Origin of the sequence: Streptosporangium sp. NPDC006007, assembly GCF_040614315.1 — a bacterium.
Taxonomy (GTDB): Bacteria; Actinomycetota; Actinomycetes; order Streptosporangiales; family Streptosporangiaceae; genus Streptosporangium.
Genome location: NZ_JBEXUG010000001.1, coordinates 229,331 through 251,795, shown reverse-complemented (window position 1 = coordinate 251,795; position 22,465 = coordinate 229,331). Strand labels below are relative to the sequence as shown.

Here is a 22,465-nt window from a genome sequence, read left to right as displayed (position 1 = left end):
GCATACGCGCTCCGGCCGGGGTCCCCGGGGGCGGCCCGGCGGCCCTACGTTTCCCTGCGCAGGTGAACCAGGGTCAGATGGTCGCTCATCCGCTCCCTGCGGGTCTCCCGATAGCCGTGACGGCGGTAGAGCCGCAGGTTGCCCTCGGACAGATGCCCGGTGGACAGGTCGAACACCAGGGCCGCGGCGGCCTCGTCGTGGAGTGCCGCCAGCAGGGCCCCGCCGACCCCCCTGCCCTGCGCGTCCGGGGCGACCACCAGGCGGCCGACCAGGCAGGTGGTGCCGGACATCCGCCCCCGGACCGCGCCGACGATGCGCCGCTCCCGGCGGGCGACGAGCACGATGCCCGTCTCCACCGCCCTGCGGACCTGCTCGGCCGACTCCACCAGCGGCGGGATGAACGGGTCTCCGTAGAGCTGTGCCTCTCCCACATAGGCGGCCCGCTGCACGGTCAGGATCTCGCCTGCGTCGTCGGGCTCCGCCCACTCGATCACGGTCACGGCGCAACCCTAGCCGCATGGGAAAGGGCCCCGCCGGAGCGGGGCCCTTTCTTGTGATCCTCGGATTTCTTGTGACCCTCAGATCGCCGCGTTCACCGAAGGCGTCAGCTCTGGCCGCCCGCGAGCTTCTCGCGCAGCGCGGCGAGAGCCTCGTCGGAGGCGAGGGCGCCGCCGGTCGGAGCGGAGGGGCCGCTGGAGGCGGAGGCAGGGGTCTCACCGGAGTAGGAGGTGGGAGCCGCCTCTCCGGCCTCGGCCTCGGCCTTGCGGGCCTCCTCGACCTGCTTCTTGTGCGCCTCGAAGCGGGTCTGAGCCTCGGCGTACTGCCGCTCCCACTCCTCGCGCTGACGGTCGAAGCCCTCAAGCCACTCGCCGGTCTCGGAGTCGAAGCCCTCGGGGTAGATGTAGTTGCCCGAGTCGTCGTAGGTCGCCGCCATGCCGTACAGCGTGGGGTCGAACTCGACGTCGGCGCCGATCGCACCCTCGTTCGCCTGCTTGAGCGAGAGCGAGATCCGGCGACGGTCGAGGTCGATGTCGATGATCTTCACGAAGATCTCGTCGCCGACCTGGACGACCTGCTCGGGGATCTCGACGTGGCGCTCGGCCAGCTCGGAGATGTGGACCAGGCCCTCGATGCCCTCCTCGACGCGGACGAACGCACCGAACGGCACCAGCTTGGTGACGCGCCCCGGGACGACCTGACCGATCTGGTGGGTGCGGGCGAACTGCTGCCAGGGGTCCTCCTGCGTCGCCTTGAGCGACAGCGAGACCCGCTCGCGCTCCATGTCGACGTCGAGAACCTCGACCGTGACCTCCTGGCCGACCTCGACGACCTCGGAGGGGTGGTCGATGTGCTTCCACGACAGCTCGGAGACGTGAACCAGACCGTCGACGCCGCCGAGGTCCACGAACGCGCCGAAGTTGACGATCGAGGAGACGACGCCCTTGCGGACCTGACCCTTCTGCAGGGTGTTGAGGAACGTCTGGCGAACCTCGGACTGGGTCTGCTCAAGCCAGGCGCGGCGGGAGAGAACCACGTTGTTGCGGTTCTTGTCCAGCTCGATGATCTTCGCTTCGAGCTCGCGGCCGACGTACGGCTGCAGGTCGCGGACACGGCGCATCTCGACCAGGGACGCGGGAAGGAAGCCGCGGAGACCGATGTCGAGGATCAGGCCGCCCTTGACCACCTCGATGACGGTACCGGTGACGATGCCGTCCTCGTCCTTGATCTTCTCGATCGTGCCCCAGGCCCGCTCGTACTGAGCGCGCTTCTTGGACAGGATGAGACGCCCTTCCTTGTCCTCCTTCTGGAGGACAAGGGCCTCGACGTGCTCGCCAACCTCGACGACGTCCGCGGGGTCGACATCGTGCTTGATCGAGAGCTCACGCGAGGGGATGACACCCTCGGTCTTGTAGCCGATGTCGAGCAAAACTTCGTCTCGATCGACCTTGACGACGGTGCCCTCGACGATGTCGCCGTCGTTGAAGTACTTGATGGTCAGGTCGATCGCTGCGAGGAACTCTTCCTCGGAGCCGATGTCGTTGACCGCTACCTGCGGGGTGCTCGAGGTGGCCTCAGTGCTGCTCGTCATGTGTGGAATTGCTCCGAACGCGGACAGATGTCGATGTGGCGAACACGCAGCAGGCCTCTTATCGTTCAGCCGAATCAATCACATCGGCTTGATCGAGCGCGAGCCCACTCCGTCCGAGACACACGCGAGCCCACAGCGCAGCGATCAGCATATGAGAACAGACGAGCCTGGTCAATCCGGCAGCACGACACGCCGGCGGTCAGACGGTGAGCAGGCGCCGTCAATAGGCATTGATCCGCTGCTTCCACTCGTGCCCGATATTACCGCGAAGTCCCTTGGGAACGGAGATGCGTTCGGGATCCCCGTCGGATGTGTAGCGCCGGCCGGGGTGCTTGTTCAGCCACTCCAGCCAGTACTGGGAACACCATCTGCGGCACTCCCCTTTTTTACCGTTGCTCTGGACCCGCTGGATGGCCCGCCAGTCGAAGTCCTCGGCGAAGGGCGACGACGACGGCTCCGCGCCGGCCAGGAAGACGCCCTTGAACGCGAATTTGGTCCCGTCCCACTTGCCGGACTGCACGGTGGACCTCTTGGCCGGCATAGCGCCGAAAGGCAGCGCCACCGTGTCGGAGGGGCCGGTGCCGAGCTTCTTGAGCAGCCGCTCGATCCTGACGAGCTGCTCGGCGATCCTCTTCTTCGACAGTCCCGGCAGATAGGAGTGGCTCCAGGTGTGGTTGGCCACCTCGAAGCCGCGCGAGGCCAGCCACCGTACGGCGCGCGACTGCTCCCGCTCGCCACGCAGGCCGAAGGGTTGTGAGTTGACCCAGAAGGTGGCGACGGGACGGAAGCCCGGATATCTCTTCGCCACCTGGTAGATGATCCCGACCGCGGTGTCCTTGACGGGCAGGCCGTCGTCGCCCAGCGCGAAGTGGCTGGGATGCCCGTCGTCGAAGGTCAGCACCACCGGGTGCCTGCCCGCGGGGATGTGGATCCGCCCGGTGACGAACTCCTGCGCGGTGATCGGCACATAACCGTCCCTGGCCAGCCTCTCCAGCTCCTGGCGCACCTGGGAGGGGGTGCGGTCGATGGAGGCCAGCCGCTTCTTCATGATCCGGTGGTACATCAGCACCGGGACCAGCCCCGCCTCGTTGGCCCCGACCTGCCGCGCGAACTCCGGGGAGGCCACGACCGGCGGCGGCGACTCGGCCGAGGGCAGGTCCACCGCGGGCGACGGCGGGGAGGAGGGCGGGGCGGTGCCCGTCACGGTGGGCACCGCCCTACTCGTGGGGGGCGGGGACGGCGGGGCCGCCGAAGGCGGGGCGGCCCCGCCGGGGATCACGAGTAACACCACCACCGCGGCGATCACCACCATCACGTTGGCGAGCATGACAACCGGCGTGAGTGGCGCTGAACTCCGCACAAAACTCCCGTACCCATCGAGATCTCGGCTGGCCCACCACCCTAGAACAGACTTGGGCAGGCCGGACAATCGCTCACTGGCCGGGTCAGTGACCGGCCTCCTCCCAGGTACGGCCGACGCCGACGGAGACCTCCAGCGGGACACGGAGCGAGTAGGCGTCGTTCATCCGGTCGACGACCAGCTCACGCAGGGTCTCCAGCTCTCCCGGCGCCACCTCGAACACGAGCTCGTCGTGGACCTGGAGCAGCATCCGGGAACCCAGCGCCGCCTCCTTGAGCGCACTCTGCACATTGAGCATGGCGACCTTGATGATGTCGGCCGCCGAACCCTGGATCGGCGCGTTGAGCGCCATCCGCTCGGCCATCTCACGGCGCTGCCGGTTGTCGCTGTTGAGGTCGGGCAGGTAGCGGCGGCGGCCCAGGATGGTCTCGGTGTAACCGTCCTGCCTGGCCTGGGTGACGATCGCGTTGAGGAAGTCGCGGACGCCGCCGAACTCCTCGAAGTACTCCTCCTTGAGGGCTCTGGCCTCCTGCACCGGGATGCTGAGCTGCGCCGACAGCCCGAAGTCGGACAGACCGTAGGCCAGGCCGTAGTTCATCGCCTTGATCTTGGCCCGCATCTCCCCGGTGACCTGCTCGGGCTCGATGTCGAAGACCCGCGCGGCGGTGGCGTTGTGGAAGTCGTGCCCGGACTCGAAGGCCGCGATCAGCGCCGCGTCGCCGGACAGGTGCGCCATGATCCGCAGCTCGATCTGGCTGTAGTCGGCGGTGAGCAGGGTCTCGTAACCCGCGCCGACGACGAAGCCCTGCCGGATCCGGCGCCCCTCGGCGGTGCGGATCGGGATGTTCTGCAGGTTGGGCTTCTCCGAGCTGAGCCGCCCGGTGGCCGCCACGATCTGGTTGAACGTGGTGTGGATCCGCCCGTCGTCGGAGATCTCCTTGATCAGTCCCTCGACCGTGGTGCGCAACTTGGCCTGGTCGCGGTGCCTGAGCATGATGGTCGGCAGCTCGTGCTCGGTCTGGACCGCCAGCCAGGCCAGCGCGTCGGCGTCGGTGGTGTAGCCGGTCTTGGTCTTCTTCGTCTTGGGCAGGCCGAGCCTGACGAACAGGATCTCCTGGAGCTGCTTGGGCGAGCCCAGGTTGAACTGCTCGCCGACGGCCGCGTGCGCCGCCTCGACCGCCTGTTTCACCGCGGCGGCGAACTCGGCCTCCAGGCCGCTGAGGTAGTCGCGGTCCGCGGCGATCCCGGCCCGCTCCAGCTCGGCCAGCACGGTGACCAGCGGCAGCTCGACCTCGCTCATCAGCCGGGTGCCGTCACGCGGCTCCAGGAACGCCTCCAGGGCGTCGGCCAGCTCGTGGACGGCCATGGCCCGCAGCCCGAGGTCGCGGGCGGCGTCGGCCTCGTGGTCGTCGAAGAGACTGGCCTGGCCGCCGGCGTCGGCATCGCTGCGCAGCTCACGCTGGAGGTAGGCCCGCACGAGGTCCTCCAGCGGGAAGGTGCGCTGCCCCGGCATGGCCAGGTAGGCGGCCAGGGCCGTGTCACAGCTCAGGCCGCGCAGGTCCATCCCCTGCGCCCAGAGCGCCAGCATCGGCCCCTTGGCGTCGTGCACGGCCTTGGCCCTGGAGGCGTCACCCAGCCAGGCGCGCAGGGACGTCTCGTCGGCCTCGGTCAGCGTGGTGGGGTCGACGAACGCGGCGCCGCCGCCCGGCACCGCGATCGCGATGCCATCGATCCGGCCGGTGCCGCTGCCGTAGACGCCCCGGAAGGCCAGCCCGGCCCGGCCCGCGGGCAGCTCCCGCAGCCACGCCGACACCTGGCCGGGGCCGAGCACGGCGACCTCGACCTCGAAACCCTCCCCCGTCTCGGGCTCGGCCGAGCCGAGTGTCTTGAACAGCCGCTCGCGGAGCTCACCGCGGAACTCCAGCGTGTCGAGGATCTTGTCGATCTCCTGGCGGTCGCCCTGGCCGACCGTCAGCCCGGAGATCTCCCGCTCCAGCGGGACGTCACAGGTGAGCTGGGTGAGGCGCCGGTTGAGCAGCACCTGGTCGAGGTGGTCGCGGAGCTTGTCGCCGACCTTGCCCTTGACCTCGTCGATCCGGTTGACCAGCTCCTCCAGCGAGCCGAACTCGCGGATCCACTTGGCCGCCGTCTTCTCCCCCACGCCGGGGATGTTCCTGAGGTTGTCGCTGGAGTCGCCGCGGATGGCCGCGAAGTCGGGGTACTGGACCGGGGTGAGGCCGTACTTCTCCAGCACCGCCTCGGGGGTGAACCTGGTCATGTTGCTGATCCCGACCCGGGTCATCAGCACGGTGACCCGGCCGTCGACCAGTTGCAGCGCGTCGCGGTCGCCGGTGACGATCAGCACGTCCATGTCCCGCGCGGCGGCCCGGGTGGCGAGCGTGGCGATCAGGTCGTCGGCCTCGTAGCCCGCCAGCGACAGGTGCGGGACGCGCAACGCGTCGAGCATCTCGTGGATCAGGCTCATCTGGCTGCGGAAGCTGTCGGGGCTCGCGCCGCGGTTGGCCTTGTACTCCGGATACTCCTCGTGCCGGAACGTCGGCTCCGACCGGTCGAAGCAGACCGCCACGTGGGTGGGCCGCTCGTCACGGAGCACGTTGACCAGCATCGAGGTGAACCCGTACACCGCGTTGGTCGTCTGGCCCGTCGTGGTGGAGAAGTTCTCCTCGGGCAGGGCGTAGAACGCCCGGTACGCCAGTGAGTGTCCGTCCAGCAGCAGGAGACACGGGCGGGCGGGGGTCGCTTCGTTCTTCGGCACAGCGAAAGCCTAGTCTCCTGGTGCGACAGAAAAGCTGGTCCCGCACGACAGGAGACATCCTTTGACCATGACAGACCCCGAGGAAGTCGCCCGCCGCGCCGAGGAACAGTTCGGCGCCACCCACCGCGACACGCTGATCGAACGGATGGGCATCGAGATCACCGAGGCCACCGCGGAACGGGTCGTCGGCCGGATGCCGGTCGAGGGGAACACCCAGCCGTACGGCCTGCTGCACGGCGGCGCCTCGTGCGTGCTGGCCGAGACCCTCGGCTCGACCGGGGCGGCCATCCACGCGGGGTCCGGAAGGAAGGCGGTGGGCATCGAGATCAACGCGACCCACCACCGGTCGGCCACCTCCGGTTACGTCACCGGCGTGGCTGTCCGGGTGCACGGCGGCCGGACGATCGCCACCTACGAGATCGAGATCACCGACGAGCGGGGAAGCCGGGTGTGCACCTCGCGCCTGACCTGCGTGCTGCGCGACGGCTGAGGCCGCGCGTATTCGATCATATTCCGACCTCCCCTTTTTGCACTCTTGCCACATGAGTCGCTACCGTGGGTGACAGCGATGCCCGTGGGAGACCGAGTAGAAAACGCACAGGGTCGGGGAAGCTCTGTACGGCGCCAAAGGTCTCCCCGGGCTCGCGGCCGCTCCGGCCCCGGCTCCACCCCACCGCGCGGTACGGCCCGCGCCGGCGTGGCGCGGGCCGTGCCCCGGAGCGGGCCTCGGGCGGGGGGCTCAGACGTCGGTGTGCGTGGGATCCAGCACCCGGCGCAGGAAGGACCTGGTCCGCTCGTGCTGCGGAGCCCCGATCACCTGGGCCGCCGGGCCGTCCTCCACGATCACGCCGCCGTCCATGAAGACCACCCGGTCGGCCACGTCCCGGGCGAACGCCATCTCGTGGGTGACCACGAGCATGGTCATCCCCTCCTCGGCCAGCTTGCGCATGACCGCGAGTACGTCGCCGACCAGCTCCGGGTCCAGCGCGGAGGTGGGCTCGTCGAACAGCATCAGCGCCGGGCTCATCGCCAGCGCCCTGGCGATGGCCACCCGCTGCTGCTGGCCGCCGGAGAGCTGGCCGGGGTAGTCGTCGCACTTGACGGCGACGTCGACCTTCTCCAGGTTCTCCCTGGCGACCCTCTCGGCCTCCCTCCTGCCGCGCTTCAGGACCCGCTGCTGGGCGATCATCACGTTCTGCAGCACGGTCATGTGCGGGAACAGGTTGAACTGCTGGAAGACCATGCCGACGCGGCGGCGGGCGGCGTCGATGTCCACGTCGCGGTGGGTCAGCTCCACGCCCTCCAGGATCACCTTGCCCGAGGTGGGCTGCTCCAGCAGGTTCACGCAGCGCAGCAGCGTGGACTTGCCGGAGCCCGAGGGGCCGATGACGCAGACCACCTGGCCCGGGTCGACCGCGAAGTCGATCCCCTTGAGCACCTCAAGCGGGCCGAAGCTCTTGTGCAGATCCCGGATCTCGACCGCGTGGGTCACCGGGCTCGCCGGGCTCACCATCACCGCCCCTTCCCCTGACGCTTCTCCAGCCGGTTCGCGAGGTAACCGAGCGGGATCGTGACGAGCAGATAGGTCACGCCGACGACGAGGATCGGCGTGGCGTTGGCGTACGTGGAGGCCAGGTCGTTGCCGAACTTGGTGAGCTCGACGTAGTCACCGGTCACGCCGAGGAACAGCACCAGCGACGAGTCCTTGAGCAGGGACACGAACTGGTTGGTCGTCGGAGGGATGACGATGCGGACGGCCTGCGGGATGACGATGGTGACCATGGCCCGGGTGTGCGACATGCCCAGCGAGCGCGCCGCCTCCATCTGCCCCCTGGGGACCGCCTGCAGTCCGGCGCGGAGCGTCTCGGCCATGTAGGCCGACCCCACGATGGTCAGGCCGAGGATGCCCTGGCCGTAGGTGCCGCCCGGCACCTCGAAGCCGGGCAGGGCCAGCGGCAGGAACAGGATGAGCAGGAAGATGAGCAGCGCGGGCAGGCCCCGGAAGATCTCGATGTAGGCGATCGAGATCCACCGGTACGGCGCCACCGACGACAGCCGCATCAGGGCGAAGAGCAGGCCGAACAGGAAGGCGAACACGAAGCCGCCCACCGAGTAGATGATCGTGTTCTTCAGCGCGACCGTGAACACGTCCGGCCAGGTCTCCGCCGCGACCTCCGGCTTGGCGAAGTTCGCGGCGAGACTCCCCCACTCGATGCGCAGGAGGAGGAAGACGACGACGGCCACCAGCACGACGTACTGGAGGGTCCGGCTGATCCGCTGCTTCTGACGCGGGCTGAGCCCGGTCCCGCCGGGGGGAGCCCCGGCGGGAGCGGACGGCTCAGCCGCCGTTGACTTGTCGGTCATGGATCAGCCGAGCTCGCCGGGCTTCTTGCCGAACCACTTGACGAAGATCTGCTCGTAGGTGCCGTCGGACTTGGCCGTCGTGATCGCGTCGTTCACGGCCTTGAGCAGAACCGGGTCGGCGCCCTTCTTCAGGCCGACGCCGTACTGCTCACCGGTGTCCAGGCTGGCGAACAGCTCGAACTTGTCCGCGATCTCGGGCTTCTTGAGCCAGGTCAGCACCACGGGCAGGTCCTGGATGATCACGTCCACCTGGTTGGACTGCAGGCCGAGGAGCTCCTTGGGGGAGTCGGCGAACTCCTTGGGGTTGAGGCCGTTCTTCTTGGCGAACTCCAGGCCCGTGGTCGACGCCTGGGCACCGACCCGCAGGTTCTTGGCCTTGACCTCGTCGAGCGTCTTGACGCCGAGCCCCTTCTTCCCGAGCAGCGCCTGGGTGGCGTCGAAGTAGGGCACCGAGAAGTCGATGTTCGCCTGACGCTCGGGTGTGATGGTCATGCCCGCCGCGGCCACGTCGCACTTGCCCGCGGCCATCGCCGCGCCGCTCTTGATGACGGCGAAGTCGATGTCGACGATCTCCTGCGTCAACCCGAGCTTCTTGGCCGCCAGGTCGACGATGTCCACGTCGAAGCCGACGACCTTGTCGCCCTGTTTGAACTGGAAGGGCTCATACGGAAGGTTCGTGCAGGTGGTCAGCTTGCCCGGGTGAACCACCTTGGGGCCGCTCCCCGCCGCGGGGGCGTTCGAGGAGGCACCGCCACTCGTGCCGGCATTGGTGTCGCCGCCGCCACAGGCCGACAGGCCGAGCGTACCGGCGACGATCACCGCGCCCACCGCGAGCACACGGCGGGAAACAGAACTCAGGCCCACAAGGCCTCCTTATGATCAATGTCGCATTCTGGGCAGACACCTCAATGCTGGCAATGCTGCCCCACCTGCATGACTATGCAGATCACCACTACGACACAATTCGGACAACAAACACTTTCGGTACGTCGGGTCAGTACCGTGCGTCGGCGCAGATCGTGACCTCTCCCCCCCATCGGACGATCGACACCCCGGCCCGGATCGGGCCGCCCCGATCCGGCATCGGCTGGAGCGAGTTCCGAAACGCGGAAATTAGTCTATATTTGCACGTCAAAGGGGGTGCTGTCGCCAACATACCCTGTCGTCGCCGTCCAGTGGGGTCCGCGATACCCGCCGGAACCCTCGCACCCGCCCGCCACCACACTCCACCGCACCCGCCCCGCCCGGCGGAGCCGCCGGGAGACGGGACCGGCATTGAACTCCGTCCCCTCCTCGGTTACGTTGCCCGATGTGCGCGCCCCCCTGGTTCTGTTCACCGGCCTCCTGTTCGCCGGCACCCTGATGAGCGGCTGCACGGGCACCGCCGCCGCGCCGCACGCCTCCCCCGAGGCGACGGCTCCGTCCCCGTACGTCCTGGTGTCCCGCCCCGTGCGCGACTTCGAGATCCCGCTCAGACCCGTGGCCACCTCGGTCGGCAAGCTCAGGATCACCCCGATCGGACTGCGCACCGGCATGTGCTGCGTGGTGGGCACCCACGCCGAGTGGCCCGCCGACGGCCAGTACGTCTCCGTCAGGGTCCAGATCCAAAACACCGATCGCGACCGCCAGGAGTTCGACACGGCCGGTCAGTTCCTGATCACCGCCGACGACCGGGTCCACAAGGTCAACACCAACGCGATGAACATCAAACGCCAGGATTTCAAGATCTCCATGGGCGCGGGCAACGTGCTGGAGATGGATCTGTTCTACGACATTCCCAAGGACGCCTCGATCAAGGCGATCCGCCTCACCGGCAAGAACACCACCTCCATCGGCGGCATCGAGACCGGAGCCCTGCGGATGGACGTCCCGCTGCCGCCGGCCTCCCGGTGAGCACCGCCGCTCTCCCCGTGGAGACTGCGGGAGGAGACCGGCGGACCGGCCCCCTCCCTCACCACACTCGGCGCCCGAACCTCACCGGGCTCAGTGTTCGAGCCCGGCGCCCAGGTAGGCGGCCTGGACGGCGGGATCGTTCAGCAGGTCCGCCGCCGCGGCGTCCTTGATAATCCTGCCGGTCTCCAGGACGTAGGCCCGGTTCGCGATCTGCAGCGCCTGGGAGGCGTTCTGCTCGATCAGCAGCACGGTCGTGCCGCGCCGGTTGATCTCCTGGATGATCGAGAAGATCTGCGCGACCAGCATCGGCGCCAGGCCCATCGACGGCTCGTCCAGCAGCAGAACCTTGGGCCGGCTCATCAGCGCCCGCCCGATGGCGACCATCTGCTGCTCACCGCCCGACATGGTGCCGCCCATCTGCGTCCTGCGCTCGGCGAGACGCGGGAACAACCCGTACACCTCGTCGAGGTCCGCGCCCAGGTCGCCCTTGCGGGTGTACGCGCCCATGAGCAGGTTCTCGTGCACGGACATGCCGGGGAAGACGCCACGCCCCTCGGGAGACTGGCCGATTCCGGCGATCACCCGCCGGTGGCCCGCCATCTTGCTGATGTCCCTGCCGTCGAAGGTGATCGAGCCGGACGTCAGGCCGCGCAGCCCGGAGATCGTCCGCAGCGTCGTCGTCTTGCCCGCGCCGTTGGCGCCGATCAGCGTGACGATCTCCCCCTCGCCGACCTCCAGGGAGACGCCCTTGAGCGCCTGGATCTTTCCGTAGTGGACGTTGACGTCCTTGACCTCAAGAAGCATCTGCGGGGACTCCCAAGTACGCCTCGATGACCTTCGGATTGCGCTGGACGTCGGCGGGGAGCCCCTCGGCGATCTTCTGTCCGAAGTCGACCACCGCGACCCGGTCGCTGATGCCCATGACCAGGCTCATGTCGTGCTCGATCAGCAGGACGGTACGGCCGGCGTCCCGGATCCTGCGGATCAGGCCCTGCAGCTCGACCTTCTCGTTGGGGTTCATGCCGGCGGCCGGCTCGTCGAGCAGCAGGAGCTTGGGGTTGGTCGCCAGCGCCCGGGCGATCTCCAGCCGGCGCTGGTCGCCGTAGGGGAGGTTCTTGGCGGTCTCCCCGGAACGGCCGGAGATGCCGACGAAGTCCAGCAGCCGCTCGGCGAGCTCGCGGCCCTCACGCTCCTCGCGCCGGTGCAGCGGCAGGCCGAAGCCCGAGCTGAACAGTCCGGCCCTGTGGTGCGCGTCGGCACCCACCAGCACGTTCTCCAGAGCCGACATGTTGTGGAACAGCCGGATGTTCTGGAAGGTTCTGGCGACACCGCGCTTGGTGATCTTGAAGCGTTTCATGCCGTCGATCCGGTCACCGTCGAAACGGACCTGACCGCTCGTCGGCCGGTAGACCCCGGTGATCACGTTGAACACGGTGGTCTTGCCCGCGCCGTTCGGCCCGATCAGCGCGAAGATCTCCCCTTCCCGCACGTTCAGTTCCACCTCACGCAGCGCGGTCACACCGCCGAACCGCATGAGCACCTTGTCCAGGCTGAGGAGTTCCCTGGCCTCACTCACTTCGCCACCTCCGCGGCATCGACGCTGTCCGGGCCGCCGACCTCGGCGCCCAGGCTGCCCATACCGCCGGTCCCCTCTTTCAGCTCGGCCTTACGCTGCCTGGACGGCAGCAGGCCCTCCGGCCGGAAGACCATCATGGCGACCAGCACCGCACCGAAGATCATGATGCGGTAGTCCTGGAAACCGCGGAACCGCTCCGGCAGCCAGGCCACCATGAACGCGCCCAGCATGACGCCGGGGATGTTGCCCGAGCCTCCGAGCACCACCGCCGCCAGGATCGTCGCCGACAGCATGAACGGGAAGTCCTGCGGCACGATCGAGACGGTCTTGCCCGCCCAGAACACACCGGTGGCGCCGCCGATCGACGCCCCGATCGCGAACGCGAGCAGCTTGAACTTGTAGGTCGGGACACCCATCACCTCGGCGGCGTCCTCGTCCTCCCGGATCGCCGCCCAGGCGCGGCCCACCCGGCTCCGGTTCCATCGGACGGACAAGATGATCACTACCGCGCAGAGCAGCACGAGCAGGTAGTAGTAGGGCTTGGAGGCGAGCAGGCCGTACTTGAAGATCTCCTCACCGAAGAGGTACACGCCCTCGATGCTCGGCGGGTGCGGGATGCCGGCGATGCCGTTGGTGCCGCCGATCGCCTCGGTGTTTATCGCCGTGATACGGACGATCTCGCCGAACCCCAGCGTCACGATCGCCAGGTAGTCGCCACGCAGGCGCAGCGTCGGAGCGCCCAGGATGATCCCCGACACCGCGGCCATCAGCACCGCGATCGGCAGGATCACCCAGAAGTTCCACGAGGACTGGGTGCCCAGGTAGGCCAGGAAGTAGGCGCCGATCGCGTAGAACGCGACGAAACCCAGGTCGAGCAGGCCCGCCTGACCGACCACGATGTTGAGGCCGAGCGCCAGCAGGACGTAGACGCCGATCGGGAAGAACAGCAGGCTCTGCCACTCGACGTACGGGGACATGAAGCTCGCGACCGGCAGTGAGGGCAGCGAGAGGGCGAAGAGGAGCAACAGCACGTAGACGATCACGCGCTGCCATCCCCGAGCCCTGTGCCACCAGTCGCGCGCTCCCTCGAAAGGGCTGGAAACGGTCTGTCGGAACTTGTTCATGCGCGTGCCACCTGAAGGGATTCACCGAGGATGCCGGTCGGGCGGAACAGGAGCACCAGGACCAGGATGACGAAGGCCACCACGTCGAGCCAGGCCGTCCCGAAGAAGGCGGCGCCGTAGTTCTCGACCAGGCCCAGCACGAATCCGCCGAGCAGCGCGCCCCGGATGTTTCCGATGCCGCCGAGCACGGCCGCCGTGAACGCCTTGATGCCGAGCAGGAAACCCACGTTGAACTTGGTGACCTCGTACTCCAGCAGGTAGAGCATGCCGGCGACGCCGGCCATCGCCCCGCCCACCAGGAAGGTCAGGCGGACGATCCGGTCGATGTTCACGCCCATCAGCACCGCGGTCTGCGGGTCCTGGGCGGTCGCGCGGATACCGCGCCCCATCTTCGTCCTGTTCACCAGCAGGTCCAGCAGGACCATCATTATCACGGCCGCCAGGAAGACCAGCAGCTGGTCGTTGCGGATCACGACGTCACCGATCGAGATCGCCTCGTCGCGCGCCAGGAAACGCTTGACCCCGATGATGTTCTTGCCCTGCCCCGGCCGGTCGAACAGCCAGGGGATGACCACCAGCGCGAAGAACTCGCTGAGGAAGAGCGAGGCGCCGATCGCGGAGATCAGCGCGGCGAGCCGGGAGGAGCCGCGCTTGCGGAGCGGCCGGTAGGCGATCTGCTCCAGGAGCACGGCGGCGCCGCCGGAGGCGGCCATGGAGACGACCGCCATCAGGATGAGCAGCCCGACGAGGCCGAGGCCGGTAGCCGGGGCGACGACGCCGAGGCCCGTCAGCACGGCGAGCGAGGCCATCGTGCCGATCATGAAGATCTCGGAGTGTGCGAAGTTGATCAGTCGCAGGACGCCGTAGACCATGGTGTAGCCGAGGGCGACCAGGCCATAGATCGAGCCCTTTATGAGGCCGTCGATCGTCTGGGGCCAGAACTGGGTAACCAGGTTATGGAAGTTTTCGAACACGTTCGTCGCTTTCAGGAGGGAGGAGCGGCCCCTGCTCGCGCGAGAAGCGGAAACGCCGTGGCGCTCCCGCTCCTCGCGCTACACGATGACCGTCAGATCCAGGACGGACTAGTTGAGGGTCGCGTCCTTGGCGTCACCGACGGAAACGATCTTGCCGTCCTTCACCTGATAGATGTAGACGCTGGCGTCGGCGATCTCACCCTTCTCGGTGAACTTGATGTGCTTGCCGAGGCCGTCGAAGTCGGCCGTGGTGAGGTAGGTGTTGATGTCCTCGGGCGTGACCTTGCCCGCGCCGATGGCCTTCAGGAACGCGGTGGCCGCGTCATAGCCCTCGGTGGCGTAGATCTCGGGAAGCTGACCGGAGAACTTCGTCTTGAAGGTCTCGCTGAACTTCTTGGAGTTGGCGTCGGCGTCCGCCCAGGCGTAGGCGATCTTGCAGGGGCAGGAGAGCAGCGTGCCCTCGGCCTGCGCGGTGCCGGCCCCCTCGATCAGCTTGCTGTGCAGCGAGCCGTCGGCGGACATGACCCGGGCCTTGACGCCCTTGTCCCGGAGCTGCTTGATCAGCGGACCGCCCTGGGCGTAGTAGCCGCCGAAGAAGATGAAGTCCGGATTGAACGCGGCGACCTTGTTGACCGTGGAGGAGAAGTCGGTCGCGCTGGACTCGAAGGAGTCGGACTGAACCTCGCTCTTGCCCTTCAGCGCCGCCGTCACGGCCTGGGCGAGGCCCTGGCCGTACGCCGACTTGTCGTCGATGACGAACGCCTTCTTCGGCGCGATGACCCGCGCCACGAAACCGGCGGCGGCCGGCCCCTGGACGTCGTCGTTGGCGACGACCCGGTGCCAGTACTTCATCCCCGCGTCGGCCAGCGCGGTCCGGGTGGCGGAGGCCGAGATGCTCGGGATCTTCGCCTCCTCCAGGATCGGTTGCACCTGCTGCGACTCACCGGAGAACGCCGGCCCGATAATGCCCACCATCTTGTCCTGGATAGCGGTCTTCGCCAGGTTCGACGCGGCGCTTGGATCGGCCTTCGAGTCGAGCGGAACCAGCTCCACCTTCACCTTGGGGTTGGTGGCGTTGTACTCGTCGATCGCGAGCTGCGCGCCGTTCCTCGGCGGGATGACGATCGCCGCGTTCTCACCGCTGAGGTCGCCGATAAAACCGATCTTCAGGGTGGACGGGGCGGCGGCCCCGTCACCGCCCTCCGCCTTGGTCCCGGTGTCGCCCCCGCCACACGCGGCGAGAGCAAGGGAGAGCGCCACGCCGGCAGCAAGCGCTCCGCCGAGGCGAGCAGTCTTAGGCCGCAAGGTTGCCTTCCTTTCACCCGGCACCTCATAGGGGCCGAGTTCACAGATGCCCTCCCTGGCGGAGTGGCCAGGGGGTTGTGTCGGTTAGTACAACCAGCGCATGTCACGGGTCGATACAGGACAGGCCACCGTTACTGCTTCGTTATTACACCGATTCTTTTCAGCTATAAGATACAAAAGTCATGGTCACCGGCAGTGCCGCAACCCTCACATAGATCATGCCGAACGCCGGGAAACCCCACGCGGCAGCCCTGGCGGGGACGCCGCGCGGGCCAAACGCACAGGAAAGTTTCCTGTCGCGGGGCGGAGCGAGCCCCGGCGGCCGTCCCCGGTCAGCCCTCCCCGGCCCCGGTCGTGCCGGACACTCCGTCCACCACGACCTGGGCCACCTGACGCATGCTCAGCCTGCGGTCCATCGACGCCTTCTGGATCCACCGGAACGCCTGTGGCTCGCTCCACCCGTGCTCCGCCATCAGCAGCCCCTTGGCCCGCTCCACCAGCTTGCGCGTCTCCAGCCGCTCGGAGAGCGTCCCGACCTCCCGCTCCAGCGCCGCGATCTCCTCGTGCCTGCTCACCGCCATCTCGATGGCGGGCACCAGATCCGACTTGGTGAAGGGCTTCACCAGATACGCCATCGCCCCGGCGTCCCGCGCCCGCTCCACCAGATCACGCTGCGAGAACGCGGTGAGGATCAGGCACGGCGCGATCCGCCGTGACACGATCCGCTCGGCGGCCGAGATCCCGTCCAGGACGGGCATCTTCACGTCCAGGATCACCAGATCCGGCCGGTGCTCCGAGGCCAGCCCGACCGCGGTCTCCCCGTCGCCGGCCTCCCCGACGACGACGTATCCCTCCTCTTCCAGCATCTCCTTGAGGTCAAGACGGATCAGCGCCTCGTCTTCCGCGATCACCACTCGCCGCTGCGTACTCACGAGCAAGAGAGTACAGATGTCCGCTAGATTAGGACCACGTCGGTGGTTCACCGCGAGGCCGCACGCCGCGGTCGCCCCGTTCGGGCGGTCACCCCGTTCGAATGGAAAACGCCTCGGTACTCCAACGGCAGAGAGGGCGCTCTCAAACAGCGCACAGTGTGGGTTCGAATCCCACCCGGGGCACAGGGAAACCGCCCGGTCCACCTGGACCGGGCGGTTCTGCGTTACCCCCTTGAGACTCTCCGTGTCAACGGCGTCACCGTTCGTCGAAGAACATGCCACCCCCGCCCGATGCGGAAGATCCGGACCGCCGGACGACCGGGCCCGCCGGGCCGAAATACTGAGGGGGGCGGGCGGCACGCCCACGGGGCGGGGACCGGGCGGTCGCGAGGCCCGGCCCCTTCCGGATCCTTCGAACGAGAGGCAAACATGACTTCTGACGTCGTCACCGGTGAGCTCCGGCTGGACGGGCACGGCCTGGTGTTACGGGAGTGGGACGACGGAGACCTGACCGCGATGGTGGGCCTGTTCGACGACCCGGAGGTGGCCTACTGGACGCCCCTGATCTCCCCGTTCGACCTGGAGGCCGCGCGGGTCTACCTCAAGAGGGCCCGCGAGCGGCGGGCGGCCGGGCAGCGCGTCCAGTTGGCGATCACCGTGGACGGCCTGGAGCCGATGGGCGAGGTGCTGCTGATGCGGAGCGGGACCGGCCTGGAGGTGGCGGAGATCGGGTACAGCGTGGGGGTCGCGTACCGGGGCCGGGGACTGGCCTCGCGGGCGGTGCGGGTGATGACCGGCTTCGCGCTCGGCACGGTGGGGATCGGGCGGCTGCTGCTGGAGATCGAGGCGGGCAACGCGGCGAGTGCGGCGGTGGCGCGAGCCGCGGGATACCACCTGACGGACGCCCCGCCGATCCCGGCGGAGGAGAAGGGCCGCACGCTGTCCCTGCAGACCTGGGAGTACGCGCCGTAGAGCGCGGAAGACGCCCGGGGACAGGTACGGCCGGCGGCGGGGCGCCGGCCGTACGCCGAGGGAGCGGGTCAGGCGGGGTGGGCGACGGCCGCGCCGATGGTGTGGACCCGCAGGGCGTTGGTGGAACCGGCGGTGCCGGGAGGGGACCCGGCGACGATGACCACCTTGTCGCCCTTCTCCAGGCGGGCGTGGGCCAGCAGCGCGGCCTCCACCTGGCGGACCATGTCGTCGGTGTGATGCACGAACGGCACCTCGAAGGTCTCCACCCCCCAGGTGAGCGCGAGCTGGTTGCGGACGTGGGGTGAGGAGGTGAAGGCCAGCAGCGGGATCGGCGAGCGGTAGCGGGCCAGGCGGCGGGCGGTCTCGCCGGACATGGTGAAGGCGACGAGCGCCTTGGCCCCGACGATGGCGCCGACCTCGGCGGCGGCTCGGGCGATGGCGCCGCCGGTGGTCTCCGGCAGCCGGTCGAGGCTGTGGGTGGCCTGGAGCGAGGTCTTCTCGGCCGCGCAGGCGATGCGGCTCATGGTCTGGACGGCGTCGACGGGGTAGCTGCCGACCGAGGTCTCACCGGAGAGCATGACGGCGTCGGCGCCGTCCATGACGGCGTAGGCGACGTCGGAGGCCTCCGCCCGGGTGGGGCGGGGCGCGGAGATCATCGAGTCGAGCATCTGGGTGGCGACGATGACCGGGCGGGCCTTCTCCCGGCAGAGCTCGATGGCCCGCCTCTGCACGATCGGCACCTCTTCGAGGGGAAGTTCGACGCCGAGGTCGCCTCGGGCGACCATGATGCCGTCGAATGCCTCGATGATCTCGGGGAGGCGCTCGACGGCCTGCGGCTTCTCGATCTTGGCGAGCAGCGGGAGACGGACGGCCTCCTGCTCCATGATGTTGCGCACCACGTCGGCGTCGGACGGGCGGCGGACGAAGGAGAGCGCGATGAGGTCGAACCCGGTGCGCAGGGCCCAGCGGAGGTCGGTCTCGTCCTTGTCGGTGAGGGCGGGGGCGCTGACGTTGACGCCGGGCAGGTTGAGGCCCTTGTTGTCGGAGATCATGCCGCCGATGATCACGCGGGTGACGACCCGGGGGCCGTCGACGCGGGTGACCTCCAGGTGGACGCGGCCGTCGTCGACGAGGATGCTGTCGCCGGGGCGGACATCCTTGTGCAGGCCGAGGTAGGTGGTGGAGACCTGCTCGCGGTCTCCGGGGACGTCCTCGGTGGTGACGGTGAAGACGTCGCCGAAGCCGAGGCGGACGGGCCCCTCCTCGAACGTGCCGACCCGGATCTTGGGACCCTGGAGGTCCGCGAGCACGCCCACACCGCGGCCGAGCTCGGCGGCGACCTCCCTCACCCTGTCGTAGACCTCTCCGTGCAGCTCCAGGCTGCCGTGGCTGAGGTTGAAACGAGCCACGTCCATGCCCGCGGCGATGAGCTCGCGGAGTCGTTCCGGGGATGAGGTGGCGGGTCCGAGGGTGCAGACGATTTTAGCGCGACGAGTCACGGGTCCCACCCTAATTGGTACAGACCACTCGCTCGTTACGTTGGCCGTAGCGGAGAGGAAAAACTCGGCGACATCACGTCGTCGGGCCGGGGCGTGAACAGGTCCTTCTCCCCGCTCCGGCGCGCGGCGCGGCCGGAGGGTCACCGGGTGACGGTGGCGGCCTTGGCCGCGTTGACGACGCCCCGGCCGTAGAAGCCGTTGCGGGCCTTGGACCCCTCGCAGGTGTGGACGACCTCCCGCCGCGACTGACGGTAGACGTGCTTGCGCGGGGTGGGGCAGGCCCTGGGGGTCGCGGTGGCGTAGAGCAGGCGCTCGACGTCGGCGGGGGGCATGGTCAGGCCGCCCCTGCCCGGCCTGCCGAAACGGCTGACGAGGATGGCGGCGACGCCGGTGACGTGCGGGGCAGCCATGGAGGTGCCGGCGAGGTACTGGTAGTACGCGCAGGTGCCGGCGCGGCAGTCGCGGACCACCGAGTCGCTCCTGGGGGCGCCGTCGGCGCCGATCAGGCCCCTGGCGCGGAGCACGTGCTCGGGGGCCGCGGCCAGGATGGTCCTGGCGATGTCGGGGTCGCCGGCGCCGCCGTACTCGTCGCCGCCGGGGGCCGACACGTCGGTCTGCTCGACACCGTAGTCGGAGTAGTAGGCCTTGCGCTTGCCGGGGCCGAGGGCGGAGACCGAGATGACGCCCTTGGACTCGGCCGGGACGTTGAGACAGGAGTTGTCGATCCTGCGGGGGCGCTCGGCGCCGACGGGGTAGTCGGGGCTCTTGAGGTCGGTCTTCGGCCTGCCGAGGTCGGTGGAGCCGTTGCCGATGGCGCTGACGAGGGTGACGCCGTGCTCGCGGGCGTAGTCCAGGGCGCGCTGCATGCCGGTGATGACGCCGCGCTGTTCGAGCTGGTCGGCCTTGGAGTCGCGCGGGTTGGCCGTGCAGTTGAACAGCCACGGGTCGATGTAGTAGCTCATGTTGACCACGTCGACCCCGATGTCGGCGGCGTAGGTGAGCGCGTCGAGGCTGGGTTTGAGGAAGAACAGGCCGGAGTCCTGGCCGGCGCGCAGGTTCACCAGGGACACCCCGGGGGCGACGCCCGCGACGCCCAGGCCGTTGACGGGCGAGGCGATGGTGCCGGCCACGTGGGTGCCGTGGCCGTCGTCGTCCCAGTCGGCGGGGTCCTTGCAGCCCTTGAACTCGCAGGGGCCGTCGAGTTCCCTGCCGTTGGGGTCCTTGGGGCGGTCGGTCACGAAGTTGCGGCTGAGCGAGCGGTTGAAGTTCGGCGCGATGTCGGGGTGTCTCCCGTCGACGCCGGTGTCGATGACCCCCACCAGCACCTGCCCGCTGCCCGGGGCGGTGGCGTGGGAGCCGCCGGAGGTGGCGCCGATCATCTTCATGTCCCACTGCCGCCCGGCCAGCGGCTCGTCACCGGCCAGGGTGACCGTACGGATGTCCGAGGCGTTCACCCGGGTGGCCGCGTGCACGCCGGTGGCGGGCGTCGTGGGGACCGCGGTGGCAGAGCCGATCCTGCGGTCGGAGGAGACGCCGGCGACGGCGTCGCTGTCGGCCAGGGTCTCGGTGAAGCGGGTGCCGGGGCCGCTGGCGACGATGTAGCCGAGCTTGGCCTCGGTGGACAGCGCCGTGCCGCCGCCCGCCTCGATGGCGGCGATGGCCCGGGTCCGGGCGCCGTCGGCGTAGAAGACCAGATAATCACGGAACGCGCCGCCTCCGGCCGCCGCCCCCGCGGGGGTGAGCCCCCCGATCAGGACGGCCACCGCCGCCGCCCCCGCCAGGCGTCCGCGCCAGCGACTCATCAACCCTCCATGCTGTCCCGCCCAAAAACCTCATCTTTCAGCCATGTAACCGTTAAAGCAACCTGATCATTGTTTAAACCGATTTATCCGGTACAGCGGGCAGGTGCCGTACCGGATGAATCGGCCGGACATCAGGCCGGGGAGACCCGCCGGAGAACGGCCGGCGTCTCCGGCGGGTGACCGGCGGTCTCCGGCGCGCCGGACGGCGGACGGTGCCGGGCGGTGTCTCGGCGACGTCAGGAGGGCGCCGGGCGGTGTCAGACGAGGGGGCGGGCGGTCGGCGGGATCGCCACCGGCAGGGCCGTCCGGCCGGTGAGGTAGCGGTCGACGGCCGACGCCGCCGAGCGGCCCTCGGCGATCGCCCAGACGATCAACGACTGACCGCGCCCCATGTCACCGGCGACGAAGACACCGTCCACCGAGGACAGGTAGTTCCCGTCCCGGGCGACGTTGCCCCGCGCGTCGAAGAACTCCCCCTCGGCGACCGAGGCCAGCTCCTCCAGCAGCCCGCCCCGCTCCGGCCCGACGAAGCCCATCGACAGGGTGACCAACTCGGCGGGTATCTCCCGCTCGGTGCCGGGAATCGGGCGGAATCCGGCCGCCGGCCCCTCGACCTCGACCAGGCGCAGTGCCCTGACATTGCCCTCGGCGTCCCCGACGAACTCGACGGTGGAGACCGCGTAGACACGGCCGCCCCCCGCGGCGTCCAGCTCCTCGTGGGCGCTCTCCATCTTGAACAGCATGGGGAACGTGGGCCAGGGCTGCCCCTCCGGCCGCTCGGCCGGGGGCCGGGGCATGATCTCCAGCTGGGTGACCGAGGCGGCACCCTGGCGGATCGCGGTGCCGACGCAGTCGGCGCCGGTGTCGCCGCCGCCGATCACCACGACGTGCCTGCCCTCGGCGCTGATCGGCGAGACGGGGTGGTCGCCCTCCTGGACCCGGTTGGACGGCGGGAGATACTCCATCGCCTGGTGGACGCCCCTCAGATCGCGCCCGGCGACGGGCAGGTCCCGCCACCGGGTCGCGCCGCCCGCCAGGACGACCGCGTCGAACTCCTCGCGGAGCCCGGTCGCGGTGACGTCGACCCCGACGTCGACCCCGGTGCGGAACTCGGTGCCCTCGGCCCGCATCTGCGCGAGCCTGCGGTCGACGTGCCGCTTCTCCATCTTGAACTCGGGGATGCCGTAGCGGAGCAGGCCGCCGACGCGGTCGGCGCGTTCGAACACCACCACGTCGTGCCCGGCCCTGGTGAGCTGCTGGGCGGCGGCCAGACCCGCCGGCCCCGAACCGACGACCGCGACCCGCCTGCCGGTCCTCGCCGCCGGAGGCCGGGGGACGACCCAGCCCTCGGCGAAGGCGCGGTCGATGATCTCGACCTCGACCCGCTTGATCGCCACCGGGTCGGAGTTGATGCCGAGCACGCACGCCGCCTCGCAGGGCGCGGGGCAGAGACGGCCGGTGAACTCCGGGAAGTTGTTGGTGGCGTGCAGGCGTTCGGCGGCCTCCCGCCAGTCGTCGCGGTGGACCAGGTCGTTCCACTCGGGGATGAGGTTGCCCAGCGGGCAGCCGTTGTGGCAGAACGGGATGCCGCAGTCCATGCAGCGCGCGGCCTGCCGGGTGAGCGCGGGGGCAGGAAAGTCCTCGTAGACCTCCCGCCAGTCGCGGATGCGCACGTCCACCGGGCGGCGGGCCGGCAGCTCGCGCCCGTGAGTGATGAAACCCTTCGGGTCAGCCATCGGTGTCCCCCCTTATCCCTGGAGCGTCTGGTGAGGGCGGCCGGTCGTGACCGCCAAGATCTG

19 protein-coding genes and 1 tRNA gene are annotated in these 22,465 nt (G+C 69.0%); 4 read left to right on the top strand and 16 right to left on the bottom strand.

What is annotated here, in order from left to right:
* Positions 1-44: 44 nt before the first annotated feature.
* The 4 genes from ABZ194_RS01100 to polA form a co-directional block, all read right to left on the bottom strand.
* Entirely contained in the window at positions 45-500 is a 456-nt protein-coding gene (locus ABZ194_RS01100) for a GNAT family N-acetyltransferase (RefSeq protein ID WP_355590352.1), read from the bottom strand.
* A gap of 104 nt (positions 501-604) precedes the next feature.
* On the bottom strand, positions 605-2,089 hold the full coding sequence (gene rpsA, locus ABZ194_RS01095) for a 30S ribosomal protein S1 (RefSeq protein ID WP_355590349.1): 1,485 nt from the start codon (positions 2,087-2,089) through the stop codon (positions 605-607).
* Positions 2,090-2,309: 220 nt separating this feature from the next.
* On the bottom strand, positions 2,310-3,416 hold the full coding sequence (locus ABZ194_RS01090) for a polysaccharide deacetylase family protein (RefSeq protein WP_355590346.1): 1,107 nt from the start codon (positions 3,414-3,416) through the stop codon (positions 2,310-2,312).
* Positions 3,417-3,534: 118 nt separating this feature from the next.
* Entirely contained in the window at positions 3,535-6,225 is a 2,691-nt protein-coding gene (polA, locus tag ABZ194_RS01085; protein ID WP_355590343.1) for a DNA polymerase I, read from the bottom strand.
* A 145-nt stretch (positions 6,226-6,370) separates the two neighbouring features.
* On the opposite strand from polA, the gene ABZ194_RS01080 reads away from it, so the two are divergent.
* A complete protein-coding gene (locus ABZ194_RS01080; protein ID WP_355590574.1) occupies positions 6,371-6,715 on the top strand; it encodes a hotdog fold thioesterase in 345 nt (114 codons plus the stop codon).
* Positions 6,716-6,964: 249 nt separating this feature from the next.
* Here the strand turns inward: ABZ194_RS01080 and ABZ194_RS01075 are convergent, their stop codons facing one another.
* The 3 genes from ABZ194_RS01075 to ABZ194_RS01065 are packed head-to-tail and all read right to left on the bottom strand — an operon-like array spanning position 6,965 to position 9,453.
* Positions 6,965-7,738 (bottom strand): amino acid ABC transporter ATP-binding protein, encoded by a 774-nt coding sequence (locus ABZ194_RS01075; protein WP_355590340.1) that lies wholly within the window; start codon positions 7,736-7,738, stop codon positions 6,965-6,967.
* Positions 7,738-8,589 carry an amino acid ABC transporter permease gene (locus tag ABZ194_RS01070; protein ID WP_355590337.1) on the bottom strand — a complete coding sequence of 284 codons (852 nt, stop codon included), beginning with the start codon at positions 8,587-8,589 and terminating at the stop codon, positions 7,738-7,740. The genes ABZ194_RS01075 and ABZ194_RS01070 overlap by 1 nt, the downstream gene beginning before the upstream one ends.
* Positions 8,590-8,592: 3 nt before the next feature.
* Positions 8,593-9,453: a transporter substrate-binding domain-containing protein gene (locus ABZ194_RS01065; RefSeq protein WP_355590333.1), complete on the bottom strand. Its 861-nt coding sequence runs from the start codon at positions 9,451-9,453 to the stop codon at positions 8,593-8,595.
* A 447-nt stretch (positions 9,454-9,900) separates the two neighbouring features.
* Here ABZ194_RS01065 and ABZ194_RS01060 point away from each other — a divergent pair, with 447 nt between their 5' ends.
* Positions 9,901-10,482, top strand: coding sequence for a DUF4352 domain-containing protein (locus ABZ194_RS01060; RefSeq protein ID WP_355590330.1), 582 nt, complete (start codon positions 9,901-9,903; stop codon positions 10,480-10,482).
* Between the two features lie 90 nt (positions 10,483-10,572).
* Here ABZ194_RS01060 and ABZ194_RS01055 read toward each other — a convergent pair whose 3' ends face one another.
* The 6 genes from ABZ194_RS01055 to ABZ194_RS01030 form a co-directional block, all read right to left on the bottom strand.
* The gene (locus tag ABZ194_RS01055) at positions 10,573-11,286 is read right to left on the bottom strand and encodes an ABC transporter ATP-binding protein (RefSeq protein WP_355590327.1); all 714 of its coding nucleotides are present in this window, start codon (positions 11,284-11,286) and stop codon (positions 10,573-10,575) included.
* A complete protein-coding gene (locus ABZ194_RS01050) occupies positions 11,276-12,016 on the bottom strand; it encodes an ABC transporter ATP-binding protein (RefSeq protein WP_355590571.1) in 741 nt (246 codons plus the stop codon). The genes ABZ194_RS01055 and ABZ194_RS01050 overlap by 11 nt, the downstream gene beginning before the upstream one ends.
* A 38-nt stretch (positions 12,017-12,054) precedes the next feature.
* Entirely contained in the window at positions 12,055-13,182 is a 1,128-nt protein-coding gene (locus ABZ194_RS01045) for a branched-chain amino acid ABC transporter permease (RefSeq protein WP_355590324.1), read from the bottom strand.
* The gene (locus tag ABZ194_RS01040) at positions 13,179-14,156 is read right to left on the bottom strand and encodes a branched-chain amino acid ABC transporter permease (RefSeq protein ID WP_355590321.1); all 978 of its coding nucleotides are present in this window, start codon (positions 14,154-14,156) and stop codon (positions 13,179-13,181) included. Before ABZ194_RS01040 ends, ABZ194_RS01045 begins: the two co-directional genes overlap by 4 nt.
* 108 nt (positions 14,157-14,264) lie before the next feature.
* Positions 14,265-15,461: a branched-chain amino acid ABC transporter substrate-binding protein gene (locus tag ABZ194_RS01035; RefSeq protein ID WP_355590318.1), complete on the bottom strand. Its 1,197-nt coding sequence runs from the start codon at positions 15,459-15,461 to the stop codon at positions 14,265-14,267.
* Positions 15,462-15,793: 332 nt separating this feature from the next.
* Positions 15,794-16,393 (bottom strand): response regulator, encoded by a 600-nt coding sequence (locus ABZ194_RS01030; RefSeq protein WP_355590315.1) that lies wholly within the window; start codon positions 16,391-16,393, stop codon positions 15,794-15,796.
* A gap of 110 nt (positions 16,394-16,503) precedes the next feature.
* Here ABZ194_RS01030 and ABZ194_RS01025 point away from each other — a divergent pair.
* Positions 16,504-16,576 (top strand) — tRNA-Leu (locus ABZ194_RS01025).
* A 246-nt stretch (positions 16,577-16,822) separates the two neighbouring features.
* Complete coding sequence (locus ABZ194_RS01020) at positions 16,823-17,365, top strand: GNAT family N-acetyltransferase (RefSeq protein ID WP_355590312.1); 543 nt, start codon at positions 16,823-16,825, stop codon at positions 17,363-17,365.
* Positions 17,366-17,433: 68 nt separating this feature from the next.
* On the opposite strand, the gene pyk is transcribed toward ABZ194_RS01020, so the two are convergent.
* The 3 genes from pyk to ABZ194_RS01005 form a co-directional block, all read right to left on the bottom strand.
* On the bottom strand, positions 17,434-18,864 hold the full coding sequence (gene pyk / locus ABZ194_RS01015) for a pyruvate kinase (RefSeq protein ID WP_355590309.1): 1,431 nt from the start codon (positions 18,862-18,864) through the stop codon (positions 17,434-17,436).
* Between the two features lie 140 nt (positions 18,865-19,004).
* Positions 19,005-20,666, bottom strand: a complete 1,662-nt coding sequence (locus ABZ194_RS01010) for a S8 family serine peptidase (protein WP_355590306.1) — start codon at positions 20,664-20,666, stop codon at positions 19,005-19,007.
* Between the two features lie 257 nt (positions 20,667-20,923).
* Positions 20,924-22,402 carry a glutamate synthase subunit beta gene (locus ABZ194_RS01005; protein WP_355590303.1) on the bottom strand — a complete coding sequence of 493 codons (1,479 nt, stop codon included), beginning with the start codon at positions 22,400-22,402 and terminating at the stop codon, positions 20,924-20,926.
* Positions 22,403-22,465: the final 63 nt, after the last annotated feature.

Coding starts and splice junctions, on each gene's coding strand:
- ABZ194_RS01045 (WP_355590324.1), bottom strand. CDS start 13,182: ATGAACAAGTTCCGACAGACCGTTTCCAGCCCTTTCGAGGGAGCGCGC.
- ABZ194_RS01075 (WP_355590340.1), bottom strand. CDS start 7,738: ATGGTGAGCCCGGCGAGCCCGGTGACCCACGCGGTCGAGATCCGGGAT.
- ABZ194_RS01020 (WP_355590312.1), top strand. CDS start 16,823: ATGACTTCTGACGTCGTCACCGGTGAGCTCCGGCTGGACGGGCACGGC.
- ABZ194_RS01070 (WP_355590337.1), bottom strand. CDS start 8,589: ATGACCGACAAGTCAACGGCGGCTGAGCCGTCCGCTCCCGCCGGGGCT.
- ABZ194_RS01055 (WP_355590327.1), bottom strand. CDS start 11,286: ATGCTTCTTGAGGTCAAGGACGTCAACGTCCACTACGGAAAGATCCAG.
- ABZ194_RS01005 (WP_355590303.1), bottom strand. CDS start 22,402: ATGGCTGACCCGAAGGGTTTCATCACTCACGGGCGCGAGCTGCCGGCC.
- rpsA (WP_355590349.1), bottom strand. CDS start 2,089: ATGACGAGCAGCACTGAGGCCACCTCGAGCACCCCGCAGGTAGCGGTC.
- ABZ194_RS01050 (WP_355590571.1), bottom strand. CDS start 12,016: ATGCGGTTCGGCGGTGTGACCGCGCTGCGTGAGGTGGAACTGAACGTG.
- ABZ194_RS01080 (WP_355590574.1), top strand. CDS start 6,371: ATGGGCATCGAGATCACCGAGGCCACCGCGGAACGGGTCGTCGGCCGG.
- ABZ194_RS01090 (WP_355590346.1), bottom strand. CDS start 3,416: ATGCTCGCCAACGTGATGGTGGTGATCGCCGCGGTGGTGGTGTTACTC.
- ABZ194_RS01010 (WP_355590306.1), bottom strand. CDS start 20,666: ATGAGTCGCTGGCGCGGACGCCTGGCGGGGGCGGCGGCGGTGGCCGTC.